Source organism: Streptomyces sp. NPDC091281 (assembly GCF_044757425.1).
In the GTDB taxonomy this organism is placed as follows: Bacteria; Actinomycetota; Actinomycetes; order Streptomycetales; family Streptomycetaceae; genus Streptomyces.
On sequence record NZ_JBIVUY010000003.1, the window covers coordinates 87,755 to 104,092 of the forward strand.

The window sequence follows — 16,338 nt, forward strand, 5'->3', positions numbered from 1 at the left end:
GCGGTGGGGGGGGGGGGGGCGGCCGGGGCGTGGGGGGGGGGGGGTGGCGGTGGGGGTGGGGGGGGGGGGGGGGGGGGGGGGCTGGGGGGGGGCGGGGGGGGGGGGGGGGGGGGGGGGGGCCCCCCCCCCCCCCCCCCCCGCCCGTCAGCCGGACCCCGCGCGAGCCGAGGGGCCCGGCTCGACCGACCGGGCCCCGCGTGACCGGCCCCGCTCAGGCGGGCGGCACCGCCCGCTGGGCCGGGCCCTCGTAGGAGGCGAGGGGGCGGATCAGGGCGTTGCGGGTGAGTTGTTCGGTGATGTGGGCGGTCCAGCCGGTGATCCGGCTCATCACGAACAGGGGCGTGAAGACCGGGGTGTCGAAGCCCATGAGGTGGTAGGCGAGTCCGGCCGGGTAGTCGAGGTTCGGGTGGATGCCCTTGCGGTCGGCCATCGCGTCCCGCAGCGCCGCGTGCAGGGTCGCCAGCCGGGTCGCCTCGGGGTCGGCGGCGCGGGCCACCAGCCGGTCGAGGGCCTCCTGCATGACGGGGACGCGGGAGTCGCCGTGCCGGTAGACGCGGTGCCCGAAGCCCATGATCTTCCGCTTCGCGGCGAGCGCCTCGTCCAGCCACGTCTCGGCCCGGTTCGGGTCGCCGATCTCGTCGAGCATGTGCATCACGGCCTCGTTGGCGCCGCCGTGCAGCGGGCCCTTGAGCGCGCCGATCGCGGCCGTGACCGCGCTGTGCAGGTCGGAGAGGGTGGAGGTGACGACGCGGGCGGTGAACGTGGAGGCGTTGAAGCTGTGCTCGGCGTAGAGGACGAGGGAGATCTCGAAGCAGCGCACGACCTCCGGGTCCGGTACGGCGCCGAAGCACATGTGGAAGAAGTTCTCGGCGTACCCGAGGGCGGGGTCGGGCGGGATCGGGGCGAGGCCGCGACGGCGGCGCTGGTCGGCGGCGACCACGGTGGGCAGTCTGGCCAGCAGGGCGAGGGACTTGACGCGCTGCGCGGTGGGGCCCGCGTCGTCCTCGGTGGGGTCCTCGGCGCCGAACAGGCTGACGGCGGTGCGCAGGACGTCCATCGGATGGCAGGTCTCGGGCAGCCGGGCGAGGAGTTCGGAGGTCGAGCGGTCCAGGGGGCGCAGGGCGCGTTCGCGGGCCCGGAACTCCCGCAGCTGAACGGGGTCGGGGAGTTCGCCGTACCAGAGGAGGTGGGCGACCTCCTCGAAGGAGCGGTGGGCGGCGAGGTCCTGGACGGGATAGCCGCGGTAGGTGAGGGAGTTGGTCTCCTGGATGACGGTGGAGATGGCGGTGGTGTCGACGACGACACCGGCGAGGCCGCGGTGGATCTCGGGCACGGTGGTGGGCATGGGGTGCCTGCCTTCGTGGGTCGGGGCCGGGCGGAGGGATGGCCGGGCGGGGCGGTGGCCGGGCGCGCGTCAGTGGCCGGGCGGGAGGGTGAAGTCGTGGACGGCTGTGTCGAAGGCCGAGTAGCCCTCGTAGCCGAGGAGTTCGTACAGGCGGGAGCGGGTCTGCATGCGGGGCAGCAGCGTGTCCTGGGTGCCGTCGGCGGCGAGGGTGCGCAGGCCGTCCTCCATCGCGCCCATGGCGAGGCGGAGCAGGGTGACGGGGTAGAGGGCGATGTCGTAGCCGAGGTTCTGCAGGGTGCGGGCGTCGAGGAGGGGGGTCTTGCCGAACTCGGTCATGTTGGCGAGGAGGGGCACGTCGACGGCCTTGCGGAACGCCTCGAACTCGGCCTCGCCGTCGAGGGCTTCGGGGAAGATCGCGTCGGCCCCGGCGTCGACGTAGGCCTTCGCGCGGTCGACGGCGGCGGCCAGGCCCTCGACGGCGCGGGCGTCGGTGCGGGCCATGAGGAGGAAGCCGGGGTCGCGTCGGGCGTCGACGGCGGCGCGGACACGGCGGGTCATGTCGGCGCGCGGGACGACGGCCTTGCCGTCGAGGTGGCCGCAGCGCTTGGGGTTGACCTGGTCCTCCAGATGGAGTCCGGCGAGTCCCGCGTCCTCCATGAGCTGGACGGTGCGGGCCGCGTTGAGGGGTTCCCCGAAGCCGGTGTCGGCGTCGACGAGGACCGGCAGGTCGGTGACGCGGGTGGTCTGCTGGGCGCGGGCGGCGACCTCGGTGGCCGTGGTCAGGCCGATGTCGGGCAGGCCGAGATCGGCGGCGAGGACCGCGCCGGAGAGGTAGGCGGCCTCGAAACCGGCGTCCTGGATGAGGCGCGCGGAGAGCGGGTTGACGGCACCCGGCATCGTCAGCAGCCGTCCGGTGGCGAGCCGTTCGCGCAGGGCGCGGCGCCGCTCGGCGGGGGTGGTGCGGGTGTGCAGCATCAGAACAGGCCCTTCGGCAGGCGGGCGTCCAGGGCGGCGAGAGCCGTCAGGGCCTCCGTGTCGACGGCGGGGAAGAGCCCGTCGAGACCGGCGGCGGGGCCGGGACGGTCCGGGCCGGCGGCCCCGGTCCCGTCGAGGCCGTCGGCCTCGGCATCGGCGTCGGCGAGGCGTTCCGCCGCGGCCAGGAAACGGTCCTGGGCGTCCGGTGTGACGATGCCCTCGGCGAGCGTGCGGAACTTGGCCGTGTAGGCGGGGCGGTCGAAGGGGCGGGCTCCGGCCGGGTGGGCGTCGGCGACGGCGAGTTCGTCCTCGATCACCGAACCGTCGTCCAGGGTGATCACCGCGCGTCCGCCGAAGGCGCGCCGGGCCGGGTCGGGGTCGTGGTAGCGGCGGGTCCAGGCGGGGTCCTCCAGCGTGGTGATCTTCCGCCACAGCGCCACGGTCTCCGGGCGCCGGGCCCGGTCGGGGGCGTAGGAGCGCTCGTGGTGCCAGACGCCGTCCTCCAGGGCGACCGCGAGGATGTACGGCACGGAGTGGTCGAGGGTCTCGCGGCTCGCGTCGGGGTCGTACTTCTGCGGGTCGTTGGCGCCCGAGCCGATGACGTGGTGGGTGTGGTGGCTGGTGTGCAGGACCACCGAGCGGACCCGGTCCAGGGGGCCGGTCTTCTCCCGCAGCCGCCGCGCCAGGTCGATGATCGCCTGCGCCTGGTACTCGGCGGAGTGCTCCTTGGTGTACGTGTCGAGGATGGCCCGGCGCGCCTCGCCCGCTTCGGGCAGCGGCACCGTGTAGGCGGAGTCGGGTCCGTCGAGCATCCGGGCGAGGAAGCCGTCCTCGCCCTCGTAGATCGGCGACGGTGAGGTCTCGCCGCGCATCGCCCGGTCGACGGCCTCGATCGCGGCCTTCCCGGCGAAGGCGGGGGCGTACGCCTTCCAGCTGGAGATCTCGCCCTTGCGGGACTGCCGGGTCGCGGTCGTGGTGTGCACGGCCTGCTGGACCGCCTGATAGACGGTCTCCGTCGGCAGCCGCAGCAGCGCGCCCAGCCCGCCCGCCGTGGCGGCGCTCAGGTGGGCGACGTGGTCGATGCGGTGCTCGTGCAGGCAGATGCCCTTGACCAGCGCGACGTGGATCTCGTAGGCGGCGACGATGCCGCGCAGCAGGTCGGCGCCGGTGCGGCGGGTGTGCTGGGCGACGGCGAGCAGCGGCGGGATGTTGTCGCCGGGGTGGGAGTAGTCGGCGGCGAGGTAGGTGTCGTGGAAGTCGAGTTCGCGGACGGCGGTGCCGTTCGCCCACGCGGCCCACTCCGGGGAGACCCGGGCGGCCGAGCCGAAGACGCTCGCGCCGGGGGCGGCGGACGGGTGGGCGGTGGCCTGGGCGCGGGCCACGGCGACCGGGCGGCGGGCCAGCGCGGCGACGGCTACGGCCGCGTTGTCGACGATCCGGTTGACGGCCATGGCGGCGCTCTCGGCGTCCGGGGCGCCGGTGCCGGTGGCGACGGCGGCGAGCCGCCAGGCGAGCTGCTCCTCGCGCGGCAGCCGGTCGGCGCTGGGGTGGACGCGGACGGGATGGTCGATCACAGAACTCCTCGGAGGGCCGGGCTACGGGGCTGACAAGGGGAGCCTCCCCGGCGGCGGCCCCGCGGACCACCTCTCCCCCGTGCGGATTCCGTACCTTCCCGAGCTGCGAATCTGCGAATTCTGCGAAGGATGCGGATGCTATGTTCGCAAGGACGCGTGCTGAGGAGGTGGCCCATGGCGGGACGAACGGCGGACCGCAAGGTGTACGCCCATGCCCGGCTGCGCCGGCTGCGCCGCGAGCACGGCATGAACCAGGTCGACCTGGCCCGCACGCTGGGCATCTCCACCAGCTACGCCAACCAGATCGAGCAGAGCAGGCGCCCGCTCACCGCGTCGGTGCTGCTGCGGATCGCGGAGGTCTTCGGAGTCGACGCGGAGTTCTTCTCCGACGCCGACGAGGACCGGCTCGCCACCGATCTGCGGGCCGCGCTCGCCGACGAGGCGTGCGGGACGGCACCGCCCGCCCCGGAGGAGATCGCCGAGGCGGCCCGCGACCACCCGGAGATCGCCCGCGCCCTGGTGGCCCTGCACCGCCGCTACCGGGACGCCGCCGACCAGACGGCGGCCCTCGCCTCACCCGACCCCACGGCCTCCGCGCACGGTGCGGCCACCGGTGCCGGTGCGGGCGGGGCTCCGGCGCCGTACGGGATGCCGCTGCCGCCGGGTGATCCGCACGACGAGGTCCGTGACTTCTTCTACGCCCACCACAACCACTTCGAGCCGCTGGACGCCGAGGCGGAACGGCTCGCGGAGGCCCTGGACCTGCGGCCGGGCCGGACCGCCGACCCGCTCACCGCCCGGCTGGCCGAGCGGCACGGCGTCCGTGTGGTGCGGGCCGCCGCGGGCCGTTCCGCCGACGCCCGCCGCTACGACCCGGACTCCGGGCTGCTGTTCCTGTCCCCCTGGCTCAGCGACGGGCAGCGCGCCTTCCAGCTCGCCACCCAACTGGCCCTGCTGGAGCACGGCCCCCTCCTGCGCGCCCTCGCCGACGGCGCGCAGGAACTCACCTCGCCGCAGTCGCCCGCCCTGGTCCGCATCGGTCTCGCGAACTACTTCGCGGGCGCCCTCCTGATGCCGTACGGCACGTTCCTCGCGGCGGCCGAGGAGGTGCGCTACGACGTCGAGCTGCTGTCGGCCCGGTTCGGCGTCGGCTTCGAGACCGTCTGCCACCGGCTCAGCACCCTCCAGCGCACCGGCCGCCGGGGCGTACCCTTCTCGTTCCTACGCGTCGACCGGGCCGGGAACATCTCCAAACGCCAGTCCGCGAGCGACTTCCACTTCTCCCGCCTCGGCGGCACCTGCCCGCTGTGGACCGTGTACGAGGCGTTCTCCGCGCCCGGCCGGATACTCACCCAGGTCGCCGAGATGCCCGACGGGAAACGGTACTTCTGGATCGCCCGCACCATCACCCGCGGCGGATTCGGGCACCACGCGCCGCGCGCCGAGTTCGCGATCGCCCTGGGCTGCGAACTACGGCACGCACACCGCCTCGTCTACGCCGAGGGCATCGCCCTCGACGACCCCCGCGCGGCCACACCCATCGGCCTGGGCTGCCGCATCTGCGAACGCCGCGACTGCGCGCAGCGCGCCCGGCCCCCGGCCGGAGGACGCCTCGCCGTCGACCCCGACCGGCGGACGTACGTGCCGTACCCGGTGGAGGCGCGCACCCCGTGAGCACCGTGGCCCGCTCGCCGTTCTCTGTCTCCCTCCCGTCAGGAGTACGCGTGTGACCAGCCGTGTCACCTTCGTCCCGCCCGCGATGAACGCCTCGCTGCGGGAGGTCCGTTTCGACGACGGCGCGTCGATCGAGCCCGCCGGGGCGGCGCGGGCCCGCGCGGCGGCCGGGTCGCTGCCCGGCGGTACGCGCGTGGTGACGTCGCCGTCGGCGCGGTGCCGTCAGACGGCGGCGGCGCTCGGTCTCGACGTCCAGGAGGCCTCCGTGGCGGCCGGGTTGGCGGGGCTGGACGTGGGCCGGTGGCGCGGCCTGACGCTGGCCGAGGTCGGCGCGGCGGAGCCGGAGGCGGTGGCCCGCTGGCTCGCGGACCCCGCGTCGGCGCCGCACGGCGGGGAGTCCGTACGGGACCTGTGCGACCGGGTCGCCGTGTGGCTGGACGCGGCGGCGGGCGAGGGCCGTACGGTCGCGGTGGTCGAGCCGGACGTCGTACGGGCCGTGGTGGTGCGGGTGGTGGGGGCGCCCGTGGAGGCGTTCTGGCGGCTGGACGTGGCGCCGTTGACGGCGACCGAGGTCAGCGGGCGGTCCGGGCGCTGGAACCTGCGGCTCGGCCGTCCGCTCGACGCGACCACGAACACGGCCACGGACTGACCCGGCCGCCCGGACAGGCCGATCCCGGCCGCTCGTACGGACCGGTCCCGCGCGTACGGGAGTTCAGCGGCCGGTGTCCCGGTGGCGGCGGAGCAGGTCGGCCACGGCGCAGCGCAGGCAGCCGGGGGCGGGGTCGGGGTCCGGCGGGTGCGTGCAGCCCTCGCCGGGTGCGGCGACCAGGGTCTCCAGTTCCCGCAGGAGGCGGTCGGTGCGCCGCACCTGTTCACCGAGCACCCGGACGCGGGCGCTCTGGCCGCCGATCTGCCGTCGGCTGGCGACGAGTTGGGCGTACTCCTCCGGGGTGAGGGCGACCGCCTCGCGACCGCCGAGGGTGATGCGGCGCGGCTGGGGTTGTCGGCTCACTCGGCTCCTCCTGCGCTCCTCGCCGCCGGTCCCGTCCCCGCGGTCGAAGTCTCCGCGGTCGGGGTCCGTGGCTAATCGGCCCGGTCGTTCGCGCATGGTGTCCTGCCCGTCCTGAAGTGCCGTGCCGGTGACGGAGTCGGTCCGGCGGGGTCACCGGGAGAACGCGGGAGGGCCCGCGGACGGTTCCGCGGGCCCTCCCGTCGTGCCGGACGGCTCGGTCGGCTCACTGCGGGGAGGCAGCCGCCGCGCCCGCGGGAACCGCGGCCGGCCGGGGGTGGATCAGGCGTTCGGCGAGTTCGCCGAAGACGAGGCCGAATCCGGCCCACAGCGTGGCCTGGAGGGCGAGGGCGGAGAGCCGGAACCGCCACAGCAGGGCGGCCGGGAAGTCGCCGGGCACCTCGTTCACCGTGGGCAGGAAGGCGTACGCCAGCCCGATCACGACGAGGAAACCGGCCACCGCGGCGACGGTGGCGTACCAGGTGCCCAGCCGGGGGGCGAGCCGCTTGCCGACGATCACCGCGGCGACCGCGAGCAGCACGCTGAGCACCATCATCAGGAAGTACAGGGTGGTGCGGCGGGCGATGGTGTCGGGGTCGCCGACCGCGGGCGGGTTCGCCGGGTACTTGAAGAACGGCACCGCGTACACGGCGACGAACGCGGCGCCCGACAGCAGCAGGGCGGTGGCGCGGGGGCCGAAGCGGCCGACGCGGCCGAGCGCGAAGCAGAAGGCGAGCGCGGCGATGCCGCCGAAGGCGACCCCGTAGACGAGGATGCCGGTGGCCAGGCCCGCGGTGGACTGGAGGCCGCGCGAGACGAGTTCGACCTCGTGCTCGTGAGCGGGGGCGTGGGACTCCTCGAAGCCGATGGCGCTGTCGACGTTCGGCTCGCCGAGGAAGTAGGCGACGACCAGGGCGAGGACACCGGCACCGAGGCCGGCGAGCATGCCGCGGACGAGGAGGTTACGGACGATCGCGGAGTTCATGGAAGTGCGGCGCCCCTCGTCAGTGGCAGGGGAAGCCGAGCAGGTGGCGGGCGTCGTGCACCCACTCGTGGACGTCCTCGCCGGAGACGACGGCGGTGGCACCCTGCTCGGCGCCGACGAAGTACAGCAGCACCAGCATCAGGACGCCGAAGAAGACCGCCCAGGGCGCGATGTCCCTCAGCGGCAGTCGGGCCGGTACGGCGGGGGTGCTGGCGGGCGGGGCGACATGCTGCGCCATGGCGGGGCCTCCTCTGGGAGTTCGCGTCCCATCTCGGTGGTGCACAGGACGACGGCCAAGGGTCTGACTCACGGGCGGCCCGCGGTGGGGCGGCTCGTTCACAGTGGCGCGACCGTGCCGGATTTCCACCGGCTTCCGTGTCCGTCGTCGATACCGGACGGGACGGTACTCCCCGGCGGAGGTCCTGGCCAAGGGCCGGACCCCCGCCGGGGAGCCCCTCACACCGAACCCTTACCGGCGCGCCGCCCGGCCTGCGCCGGGGGCGCGCCGCGGGGCCTACCGGTGGCGGAAGACGGGCGGCCGTTTCTCCGTGAAGGCGGCCATGCCCTCCTTCTGGTCGGCGGTGGCGAACACCGCGTGGAACAGGCGGCGTTCGAAGCGGACGCCCTCGGCGAGGGTCGTCTCGAAGGCGCGGCCGACGGCCTCCTTCGCCATCATCGCCACCGGCAGGGACATCCCGGCGACGGTCGCGGCGACGGCGCGTGCCTCGCCGAGCAGCGCGTCGGCGGGGACGATCCGGGAGACGAGTCCGGCGCGTTCGGCCTCGGCTGCGTCCATGGTGCGGCCGGTGAGGCACAGCTCCATCGCCTTGGCCTTGCCGACGGCGCGGGTCAGGCGCTGGGAGCCGCCGATGCCGGGGATGACGCCGAGCTTGATCTCCGGCTGGCCGAAGACGGCCGTGTCGGCGGCGAGCACGATGTCGCAGAGCAGGGCCAGTTCGCAGCCGCCGCCGAGCGCGTACCCGGCGACCGCCGCGACCGTCGGCGTGCGGAGCTGCCCGAGGCGGTCCCAGGCGGTGAACCAGTCGGTGAGGTACATGTCGAGGTAGTCGCGGTCGGCCATCTCCTTGATGTCGGCCCCGGCCGCGAAGGCCCGTTCCGAGCCGGTGATGACGACACAGCCGCATTCCGGGTCCCGGTCCAGGGCCTCGGCGGCGGCCACGACCTCCTCCATGACCTTCAGGTTCAGCGCGTTGAGGGCCTTCGGCCGGTCCAGCGTGATCAGGGCGGTACGGCCCTCGCGCTCGACCCGGATCGTCTCGTACTCCCCCGCCGGACCACCGGTCGCCCCGTCGCTCTCCCGTACGCCCGTCATGCGGTGCGCTCCTCTCCCCGGTCGCGGATGGTGCGGACGATGCCGGAGAAGTCCTCGGCGGCACCGACCTGTTCGGCGTAGGCCGCGTACAACTCAGCCGCCCGGCGCCCGAGTTCCGTGTCGGTGCCGGTGGCGCGGGCGGCGTCGGCGGCGAGGCCGAGGTCCTTCGCCATGAGGGCGGCGGCGAAGCCCGGCCGGTAGTCGCGGTTGGCGGGGCTGGCCGGAACGGGGCCGGGGACGGGGCAGTTGACGGTGAGCGCCCAGCACTGCCCGGACGCGGCGGAGGCCACGTCGTAGAGCGCCTGGTGGGAGAGGCCGAGGCGTTCGCCGAGGACGAAGGCCTCGCTGACGGCGATCATGGAGACGCCGAGGATCATGTTGTTGCAGATCTTCGCGGCCTGTCCGGCGCCGGGGCCGCCGCAGTGCACGACCCGGCGGCCCATGGCCTCCAGCAGGGGCCGGGCCTCGGCGAACTCCGCGTCGCCGCCGCCCGCCATGAAGGTGAGAGTGGCGGCCTCGGCACCCACCACGCCGCCGGAGACGGGGGCGTCCAGGGCCCGCATCCCCGCCGTCACGGCCCGTTCGTGGGCGGTGCGGGCGTCGGCGACGTCGATGGTGGAGCAGTCGACGAAGAGGGTGCCGGGGCGGGCGGCGGCGAGGATCTCGTCGTACAGCCCGAGGACGTGCCGTCCGGCGGGCAGCATGGTGACGACGACGTCGGCGTCCGCGACCGCCCCGGCGGCGGAGGCGGCGGCCTCGACGCCCGCGGTGACGGCGGCGGCGAGGGCGTCCGGGACGAGGTCGTGGCCGCGGACGCGGTGTCCGGCCTTCACCAGGTTGGCGGCCATCGGGCCGCCCATGTGGCCGAGTCCGACGAAGGCGACGACGGCGCTCACCAGGCCTCCTCCTCGGTGGGTCCGGCCGGGGCGAGGCCGAGTTCGCGGTCGCCGAGCGGGGCGAAGAAGCGGGCCACGTCGGCGTCGGTGACCTCGGCGAGGGTCGCCGGGGACCAGTGCGGGTCGCGGTCCTTGTCCACGACCTGGGCGCGGATGCCCTCTACGAGGTCGTGGGTGGCCAGGGCGGCGCAGGAGACGCGGTACTCCTGGTCGAGGACCCGCTCCAGCGGGCCGAGGCGGCGGGCCCGGCGCAGGGCGGCCAGGGTGACCTTGAGGGAGGTCGGGGACTTCGTGAGGAGGGTCTCGGCGGTCTCCTTGGCGGCCGGGCCGCCGTGGGCGAGGAGGCGCCGCATGATCTCCTCCACCGTGTCGGCGGCGAAACAGGCGTCGATCCACTCCCGGTCCCGGACCAACTCCCCGTCCGGAGCGGGCCGTACGTGCCGGGCGAGGGCATCGCGCACGGGGAGCGCCGCGAGGTCGTCGGTGAGGGCGCCGAGCGCGTCGGAGGGGACGTAGTGGTCGGCGAGACCGGTGAGGAGGGCGTCCCCGGCGTCGAGGTAGGCGCCGGTCAGGGCGAGGTAGGTGCCGAGTTCGCCGGGGGCTAGGGCGAGCAGGTGCGTGCCGCCGACGTCGGGCACGAAGCCGATGCCGGTCTCCGGCATCGCGACGACGGACCGCTCGGTGACGACGCGGACGCTGCCGTGCGCGGAGACGCCGACGCCGCCGCCCATGACGAAGCCGTCCATGAGGGCGACGTAGGGCTTGGGGTAGCGGGCGATACGGGCGTTGAGGTGGTACTCGTCGCGCCAGAACGCGGCCGCGGCGGAGCCGTCGCCGTCGCGGGCGTCGTCGTGGATGGCCCGGATGTCGCCGCCCGCGCACAGCCCGCGCTCCCCCGCACCGCTGATCACGACGGCCTCCACGGCCGGGTCCTGCTCCCAGGCGGAGAGGGCGGCGTCGATACGGCGGACCATGGCGTGGTCGAGGGCGTTGAGGGCGCGGGGCCGGTTGAGGACGATGCGCGCGGTCCGGCCGGTGGTGCTGAGCAGGACGGTGGAGGCGTCCTCGGCGGGACCGGGCGCGGGGCCGCTCGGTGTGGACGCGCCGGATTCACCGGCGGGGGTGCCGCTCATCCGAACGCCTCCGTCAGGCCCCGTGCCACGATGACTCGCATGATCTCGTTGGTCCCTTCCAGGATCTGGTGCACGCGCAGGTCGCGCACGATCTTCTCGATGCCGTACTCGCTGAGGTAGCCGTACCCCCCGTGCAGCTGGAGCGCGCGGTCCGCGACCGTGTACCCGGTGTCGGTGGCGAAGCGCTTCGCCATCGCGCAGAGGTACGGCGCCTGCGGGTCGCCCGCGTCGAGGGCGCGGGCCGCCTGGTGGACGAGGGCGCGGGCGGCGGTCAGCTCGGTCGCCATGTCGGCGAGGCGGAACCGCAGGGCCTGCGCGTCGAGGAGCCGCATGCCGAACGCCTCACGGTCGGCGAGGTGGACGAGGCTGCGGTCCAGGGCGCTGCGGGCGCCGCCCAGGGAGCAGGCGGCGATGCCGAGGCGGCCCCCGTTGAGGCCGTTCATGGCGATGCGGAAGCCCTGGCCCTCGCCGCCGAGGAGCCGGTCGGCGGGCACCCGGACGGCGTCGAGAAGGACCTGCCGGGTGGGCTGGGCGTTCCAGCCCATCTTGCGTTCGTCCGGGCCGAAGGAGAGGCCGGGGTCGTCGCGGTCGACGAGGAACGCGGAGACGCCGGAGGGCCCGTCGCCGCCGGTGCGGGCCATGACCAGGTAGAGCTGGGCGGCGCCCGCGCCGGAGATGAACTGTTTGACGCCGGTGAGCGTCCAGTGGTCGCCGTCGCGGACGGCGCGGGTGGTGAGGGCGGCGGCGTCGGACCCGGCGCCCGGTTCGGTCAGGCAGTAGCTGGAGAGGTCGTCCATGGCGCACAGCCGGGGCAGCCAGCGTTCGCGCTGGGCGGGGTCGCCGTAGCGGTCGACCATCCAGGCGACCATGTTGTGGATGGAGAGGTAGGCGGCGACGGCCGGGCAGCCGGAGGCGAGGGTCTCGAAGACGAGGACGCCGTCGGCGCGGGTGAGGCCCGAACCGCCGGACTCCTCGCGGACGTAGACCCCGCCGAGGCCGAGTCCGGCGGCCTTGCGCAGGACGTCGACGGGGAAGTGCTTGTCGCGGTCCCAGTCGAGGGCGTGCGGGGCGAGGTGGTCCTGGGTGAAGTCGAGGGTGGTCTCGACGAGGGCCTGCTGGTCCTCGGTGAGGAGGGTGACGGTCATCGGCGCTCAGCTCATCGTGGGGATCGTGAAGCCGGCGCCCTCGCGCAGCCCGGCGGCGGGCCAGCGGGAGGTGACGGTCTTGGTGCGGGTGTAGAAGCGGATCGCGTCGGGGCCGTGCTGGTTGAGGTCGCCGAAGCCGGACCGCTTCCAGCCGCCGAAGGTGTGGTAGGCGACGGGCACCGGGATGGGCACGTTGACGCCGACCATGCCGGTGTCGACGCGGCGGGTGAAGTCGCGGGCGGTGTCGCCGTCGCGGGTGAAGAGGGAGACGCCGTTGCCGTAGACGTGCTCGCTGGGCAGGCGGAGGGCGGCCTCGTAGTCGGGGGCGCGGACGACGCTGAGTACGGGGCCGAAGATCTCTTCCTGGTGGATGCGCATGTCGGGGGTGACCCGGTCGAAGAGGGAGGCTCCGGCGAAGAAGCCGTTCTCGTGGCCGGGGAGGGTGAAGTCCCGTCCGTCGACGACGAGTTCGGCGCCCTCCTTGACGCCGAGGTCGACGTAGGAGCGGACCCGGTCGACGGCGTCGCGGCCGACCATGGGGCCGAAGTCGGCCTCGGGGTCGTCGCTGCGGCCGATGCGCAGGGCGCGGACGCGGTCGGCGAGGCGGGCGACGAGGGCGTCGGCGGTGGCCTCGCCGACGGGGACGGCGACCGAGATGGCCATGCAGCGTTCGCCCGCCGAGCCGTAGCCCGCGCCGATCAGGGCGTCGACGGCCTGGTCGAGGTCGGCGTCGGGCATGACGATCAGGTGGTTCTTGGCGCCGCCGAAGCACTGGGCGCGTTTGCCGTGGGCGGCGGCGGTGGCGTAGACGTGCGCGGCGACCGGGGTGGAGCCGACGAAGCCGAGGGCGGCGACGCGGGGGTCGGTGAGCAGCGTGTCGACGGCTTCCCGGCCGCCGTTGACGACGTTGAGGACGCCGGGCGGCAGGCCCGCCTCCAGGAAGAGTTCCGCGAGCCGCAGCGGGACGGACGGGTCGCGTTCGGAGGGCTTGAGGATGAAGGCGTTGCCGCAGGCCAGGGCGGGGGCGGCCTTCCACAGGGGGATCATCGCGGGGAAGTTGAACGGGGTGATCCCGGCGACGACGCCGAGCGGGGAGCGCAGCGAGTGGACGTCGATGCCGGTCCCGGCGTTGTCGGTGAACTCGCCCTTCAGCAGGTGCGGGATGCCCGCCGCGAACTCGACGACTTCCAGGCCGCGTTGGAGGTCGCCGTGGGCGTCGGCGATCGTCTTGCCGTGCTCGGCGGAGAGCAGCCGCGCCAGCGCGTCCTTCTCCTGCTCGACGAGCTGGAGGAAGCGCAGCAGGACGCGGGCGCGGCGCTGCGGGTTCCACTCGCCCCAGGCGGCCTGGGCGCGCCGCGCGTCGGCGATCGCGGCCTCGGTCTCGGCGCGGTCGGCGAGCGGCACGCGGGCCTGGACCTCACCCGTGTTGGGGTCGTGGACGTCGCCGAAGGCCCCGGAGGTGCCCGGGACGTGCTTTCCGCCGACGAAGTGGGTCAACTCACGCACGGGGGCGCGGTCGTGTGCGGGGTGTTCTGGTACGCGGACCATCGGTGCCTGCTCTCGTCAGGTGATCCGGGACGGCGCGCGGCCGGGCCGTGACGGCACGCCGGGGCGTGCGGGCACGGGGGTCGCGCGAGAGTACGTATGGCGTGCGGACCGTCGGACGACGGCGGTCACGCTCCGGGCCGCGAGGGCGGCGCGGAACGGGGCCGGGAGGGGTGCCCGGGAGCGGGCAGGGGCCGGCCTCCGCCGGGGTCGTGGGTGCGCACCGGTGCCATGCGTGTCAGCTCCATCCTCGTGGACAACACGGAACATCCCGCGGCCGGTATCCTGACTCCCGGATCAGCGCGCGCCGTCCGCCTTCCCGACGTCCTTCGCGTCAGTGGCGTGCTGCTCGACGGCGTACTCCCCGGTCACAGTGGCGGGACCGTGCCGGAATCACACCGGCTTCCCTGCACCGCGGGCCTTCGTCGCGACTATATAGTTGGACGTCCTAGTAAATCCACCAGACCTGCCGGGTGGTTTTTCGGACTTTCGCGGTACATGACGTCCGGCGTGCGTGCCGTCCGGCGTCCGAGACGTTCGTCGGGCGGGGCGGCCCCGGGTGCGCGACCGTCCCCCGCCGGGCCGGTGGGGCTGCGCGGACCCGGCCGCCCGCGACCGTGTACACACGACTGACAAGCGGTTGTCACATCCGGCAGGAATGCCCGCTCGCGCGGGGCTCGCTGACATGAGGGGCGGAGACCACCTCCGCCGCAGTCGGCCCCGCACGCGAGAAGGATGACGCATGAGCGCCCAGCAGCCCAGAACGCTCAGGACCGTGACCGGCGCCGGGGGGACGTCGGAGACCTACGACCTGGCGGTGGACCCGGCGCGGTCCACCCTGGACACCGCCGTACGGGTCGCGCGGCTCGCGGAGGCGGCCCGTATCGACGCCCTGTTCACCGCCGACCTGCTGCGGTTCGACGCGCAGGGCGCCATCGGGTCGCAGGAACCGCTGGTGTTCGTGTCCGCGCTGAGCCAGGTGACGTCCCGGATCGGGCTCATCGCCACCGTGTCCACGACGTTCCACCATCCTTTCAACCTGGCGAGGCTGTTCGGCACTCTCGACCACGTCAGCAACGGCCGCGCGGCCTGGAACCTGGTGACCTCGGCGCTCGGCGAGGAGAACTACGGCCCCGGCGAGCTGCCCGGCCCCGACGAGCGCTACGCCCGCGCCGCCGAGGTCCTCGCCGTCGTGAACTCCCTCTGGGACAGCTGGGAACCGGGCGCGCTCACCGCCGGTCCCGACGGGCGGGCGGTGCTCGACCGGTCGCGGGTCCGGCCGATCCACCACTCCGGGCGGTTCTTCGACGTCGCCGGTCCGCTGAACATCCCGCCGCTGCCGCAGGGGCGGCCGGTGCAGTTCCAGGCCGGGCAGTCGGCGGCGGGCGTCGAACTCGGCGCCCGCCACGCCGAGGTGGTGTTCACCTCGCTCCCCACCCTGGACATCGCCCGCGACTTCACCCACCGCATCCGCGAGCGGGCCCGGTCGCTGGGGCGGGCGCCCGGACTGCCCCTGATCTTCAGCTCGTTGCACGCCACCTTCGGCGCGACCGAGGCCCAGGCACGGCAACGGGTGCGCGAGCGGCGGGAGTCGATCGACTTCGAACGGGGCCGGGGCCAGGTCGCCGACATGCTCGGCGGCGGGCTCGACCTGTCCGGACTGCGGCTGGACGCGCCGCTCCCGGAGTCGCTGCTGCCCGACCTCGCCTCGGTGCGCGGGCGGCGCGGCCGGGTGGAGATCTTCTCCGGGTACGCCCGCGAGGGCCGCACCCTACGGGAGCTGATCGTGGCCGCCCAGGACACCGGGCACTGGGCGGTCGCGGGCACCCCCGAGCAGATCGCGGACGCCGTGGAGGAACGCTTCCGGGCGGGCGTCGTCGACGTCATCAACCTCCCCGGCCTCGCCGACCCCGCCCAGCACGACTTCGTCGTCGACGGCCTGCTGCACGAGCTGCGCAGACGGCGCATCGTGGCCGAGGACTACGCCGGGACGACACTGCGGGAGAACCTGGGGCTGCCCGCGCCGGGGGCGGGGGCCGCGCCCACAGAGGACCGGACAAGCAAGGGGAGGAGGGGCTGAGGCGCACTCGCCCCCGGACCCACGGCGGCATTCACGCCAGTGAGTGGTGGCAGACCAGGTGGCGCGACGTGGCAAGAGGCGACCACGAGACCAGAATCCCCGCGCCTTTTCGGACACGGAAATTCTCGCGGGGGGGGCTGGCGGTGCGTCAGAGCAGGGTGGCAACTTGGGTTTCATCCCCGATGTTGTTCATCACCAGGTGCCCATCTGCTTTGAGAGCGAGTCCTACGACGCTGACAGTAGGGCCGTAGCAGCCTGTGAGACGGCCTGGATTGAGCGTGCTGACATTGCAGGGTGCCGAGCCACCAAAGTTATTGTTGGTGGTGCCGTGAATGCTGATGGCAACACTCGCATCGTTCCGCACGACAAGGACCGACTGCCCCTTCTTACGGTCCGGCGTGAGCACTATGCAGCTTTGGAAAAACACCTTGGTGGAGGCAACGTGATGCGTTGTCGGCCCACAATGCCAGTTCGCGTTGGTGTTGACGGCCTGCCAGAAGGGATACGCCTGCGCGGGAACCGAAGAAAGGAGCGTTGCGGTTACGGCAACAGCCAGGACACCCACACGCTTGAGGATTCGAATCAACTGCATTTCTCCCGTACATGAATCACGCCATTATCAACGCATAGCAGCGCCGAACGAA

At 74.0% G+C, this 16,338-nt stretch carries 15 protein-coding genes and 2 riboswitches; of the genes, 3 read left to right on the forward strand and 12 right to left on the reverse strand.

The genetic code is table 11. From position 1 onward, the window contains the following. Positions 1 to 211: 211 nt before the first annotated feature. From ACIQPQ_RS09300 to ACIQPQ_RS09310, 3 genes are all read right to left on the reverse strand, one after another. Positions 212 to 1,345, reverse strand: coding sequence for a bifunctional 2-methylcitrate synthase/citrate synthase (locus ACIQPQ_RS09300; protein WP_401301814.1), 1,134 nt, complete (start codon positions 1,343 to 1,345; stop codon positions 212 to 214). Between the two features lie 69 nt (positions 1,346 to 1,414). Next, positions 1,415 to 2,320: a methylisocitrate lyase gene (gene prpB / locus ACIQPQ_RS09305; RefSeq protein WP_401301817.1), complete on the reverse strand. Its 906-nt coding sequence runs from the start codon at positions 2,318 to 2,320 to the stop codon at positions 1,415 to 1,417. Continuing rightward, positions 2,320 to 3,894 carry an MmgE/PrpD family protein gene (locus ACIQPQ_RS09310; RefSeq protein WP_401301819.1) on the reverse strand — a complete coding sequence of 525 codons (1,575 nt, stop codon included), beginning with the start codon at positions 3,892 to 3,894 and terminating at the stop codon, positions 2,320 to 2,322. The genes prpB and ACIQPQ_RS09310 overlap by 1 nt, the downstream gene beginning before the upstream one ends. A 174-nt stretch (positions 3,895 to 4,068) precedes the next feature. On the opposite strand from ACIQPQ_RS09310, the gene ACIQPQ_RS09315 reads away from it, so the two are divergent. Then, positions 4,069 to 5,568 carry a short-chain fatty acyl-CoA regulator family protein gene (locus ACIQPQ_RS09315; RefSeq protein ID WP_401301822.1) on the forward strand — a complete coding sequence of 500 codons (1,500 nt, stop codon included), beginning with the start codon at positions 4,069 to 4,071 and terminating at the stop codon, positions 5,566 to 5,568. A gap of 52 nt (positions 5,569 to 5,620) precedes the next feature. Beyond that, positions 5,621 to 6,217, forward strand: coding sequence for a histidine phosphatase family protein (locus ACIQPQ_RS09320; RefSeq protein ID WP_401301825.1), 597 nt, complete (start codon positions 5,621 to 5,623; stop codon positions 6,215 to 6,217). 63 nt (positions 6,218 to 6,280) lie between these two features. Here ACIQPQ_RS09320 and ACIQPQ_RS09325 read toward each other — a convergent pair whose 3' ends face one another. The 8 genes from ACIQPQ_RS09325 to ACIQPQ_RS09360 all read right to left on the reverse strand — a co-directional run bounded on the left by ACIQPQ_RS09325 (position 6,281) and on the right by ACIQPQ_RS09360 (position 13,617). Beyond that, positions 6,281 to 6,580: a hypothetical protein gene (locus tag ACIQPQ_RS09325; protein WP_401301828.1), complete on the reverse strand. Its 300-nt coding sequence runs from the start codon at positions 6,578 to 6,580 to the stop codon at positions 6,281 to 6,283. A gap of 223 nt (positions 6,581 to 6,803) precedes the next feature. Beyond that, complete coding sequence (locus ACIQPQ_RS09330) at positions 6,804 to 7,562, reverse strand: CbtA family protein (protein WP_401301830.1); 759 nt, start codon at positions 7,560 to 7,562, stop codon at positions 6,804 to 6,806. Between the two features lie 19 nt (positions 7,563 to 7,581). Next, the gene (locus tag ACIQPQ_RS09335; RefSeq protein ID WP_383780920.1) at positions 7,582 to 7,800 is read right to left on the reverse strand and encodes a CbtB-domain containing protein; all 219 of its coding nucleotides are present in this window, start codon (positions 7,798 to 7,800) and stop codon (positions 7,582 to 7,584) included. 47 nt (positions 7,801 to 7,847) lie between these two features. Continuing rightward, positions 7,848 to 7,949: riboswitch (adenosylcobalamin (AdoCbl) riboswitch) on the reverse strand. A 127-nt stretch (positions 7,950 to 8,076) separates the two neighbouring features. Then, the gene (locus ACIQPQ_RS09340; protein WP_401301834.1) at positions 8,077 to 8,895 is read right to left on the reverse strand and encodes an enoyl-CoA hydratase; all 819 of its coding nucleotides are present in this window, start codon (positions 8,893 to 8,895) and stop codon (positions 8,077 to 8,079) included. After that, on the reverse strand, positions 8,892 to 9,791 hold the full coding sequence (gene mmsB / locus ACIQPQ_RS09345) for a 3-hydroxyisobutyrate dehydrogenase (RefSeq protein WP_401301836.1): 900 nt from the start codon (positions 9,789 to 9,791) through the stop codon (positions 8,892 to 8,894). Before mmsB ends, ACIQPQ_RS09340 begins: the two co-directional genes overlap by 4 nt. Continuing rightward, entirely contained in the window at positions 9,788 to 10,924 is a 1,137-nt protein-coding gene (locus tag ACIQPQ_RS09350; protein WP_401301839.1) for an enoyl-CoA hydratase/isomerase family protein, read from the reverse strand. Before ACIQPQ_RS09350 ends, mmsB begins: the two co-directional genes overlap by 4 nt. Then, positions 10,921 to 12,069 carry an acyl-CoA dehydrogenase family protein gene (locus tag ACIQPQ_RS09355; protein ID WP_401301842.1) on the reverse strand — a complete coding sequence of 383 codons (1,149 nt, stop codon included), beginning with the start codon at positions 12,067 to 12,069 and terminating at the stop codon, positions 10,921 to 10,923. The genes ACIQPQ_RS09350 and ACIQPQ_RS09355 overlap by 4 nt, the downstream gene beginning before the upstream one ends. 6 nt (positions 12,070 to 12,075) lie before the next feature. Next, the gene (locus tag ACIQPQ_RS09360) at positions 12,076 to 13,617 is read right to left on the reverse strand and encodes a CoA-acylating methylmalonate-semialdehyde dehydrogenase (protein ID WP_401301845.1); all 1,542 of its coding nucleotides are present in this window, start codon (positions 13,615 to 13,617) and stop codon (positions 12,076 to 12,078) included. Positions 13,618 to 13,871: 254 nt separating this feature from the next. After that, positions 13,872 to 14,065: riboswitch (cobalamin riboswitch) on the reverse strand. 291 nt (positions 14,066 to 14,356) lie between these two features. Between ACIQPQ_RS09360 and ACIQPQ_RS09365 the strand changes: the two genes are divergently transcribed. Beyond that, the gene (locus tag ACIQPQ_RS09365) at positions 14,357 to 15,694 is read left to right on the forward strand and encodes an NtaA/DmoA family FMN-dependent monooxygenase (RefSeq protein ID WP_401301848.1); all 1,338 of its coding nucleotides are present in this window, start codon (positions 14,357 to 14,359) and stop codon (positions 15,692 to 15,694) included. Positions 15,695 to 15,842: 148 nt separating this feature from the next. Here the strand turns inward: ACIQPQ_RS09365 and ACIQPQ_RS09370 are convergent, their stop codons facing one another. Next, positions 15,843 to 16,286, reverse strand: a complete 444-nt coding sequence (locus ACIQPQ_RS09370; protein ID WP_401301851.1) for a hypothetical protein — start codon at positions 16,284 to 16,286, stop codon at positions 15,843 to 15,845. Positions 16,287 to 16,338 lie beyond the last annotated feature (52 nt).

Coding starts and splice junctions, on each gene's coding strand:
- ACIQPQ_RS09370 (WP_401301851.1), bottom strand. CDS start 16,286: ATGCAGTTGATTCGAATCCTCAAGCGTGTGGGTGTCCTGGCTGTTGCC.
- ACIQPQ_RS09360 (WP_401301845.1), bottom strand. CDS start 13,617: ATGGTCCGCGTACCAGAACACCCCGCACACGACCGCGCCCCCGTGCGT.
- ACIQPQ_RS09350 (WP_401301839.1), bottom strand. CDS start 10,924: ATGAGCGGCACCCCCGCCGGTGAATCCGGCGCGTCCACACCGAGCGGC.
- ACIQPQ_RS09330 (WP_401301830.1), bottom strand. CDS start 7,562: ATGAACTCCGCGATCGTCCGTAACCTCCTCGTCCGCGGCATGCTCGCC.
- prpB (WP_401301817.1), bottom strand. CDS start 2,320: ATGCTGCACACCCGCACCACCCCCGCCGAGCGGCGCCGCGCCCTGCGC.
- ACIQPQ_RS09340 (WP_401301834.1), bottom strand. CDS start 8,895: ATGACGGGCGTACGGGAGAGCGACGGGGCGACCGGTGGTCCGGCGGGG.
- ACIQPQ_RS09300 (WP_401301814.1), bottom strand. CDS start 1,345: ATGCCCACCACCGTGCCCGAGATCCACCGCGGCCTCGCCGGTGTCGTC.
- ACIQPQ_RS09335 (WP_383780920.1), bottom strand. CDS start 7,800: ATGGCGCAGCATGTCGCCCCGCCCGCCAGCACCCCCGCCGTACCGGCC.
- ACIQPQ_RS09365 (WP_401301848.1), top strand. CDS start 14,357: ATGAGCGCCCAGCAGCCCAGAACGCTCAGGACCGTGACCGGCGCCGGG.
- ACIQPQ_RS09355 (WP_401301842.1), bottom strand. CDS start 12,069: ATGACCGTCACCCTCCTCACCGAGGACCAGCAGGCCCTCGTCGAGACC.
- ACIQPQ_RS09315 (WP_401301822.1), top strand. CDS start 4,069: ATGGCGGGACGAACGGCGGACCGCAAGGTGTACGCCCATGCCCGGCTG.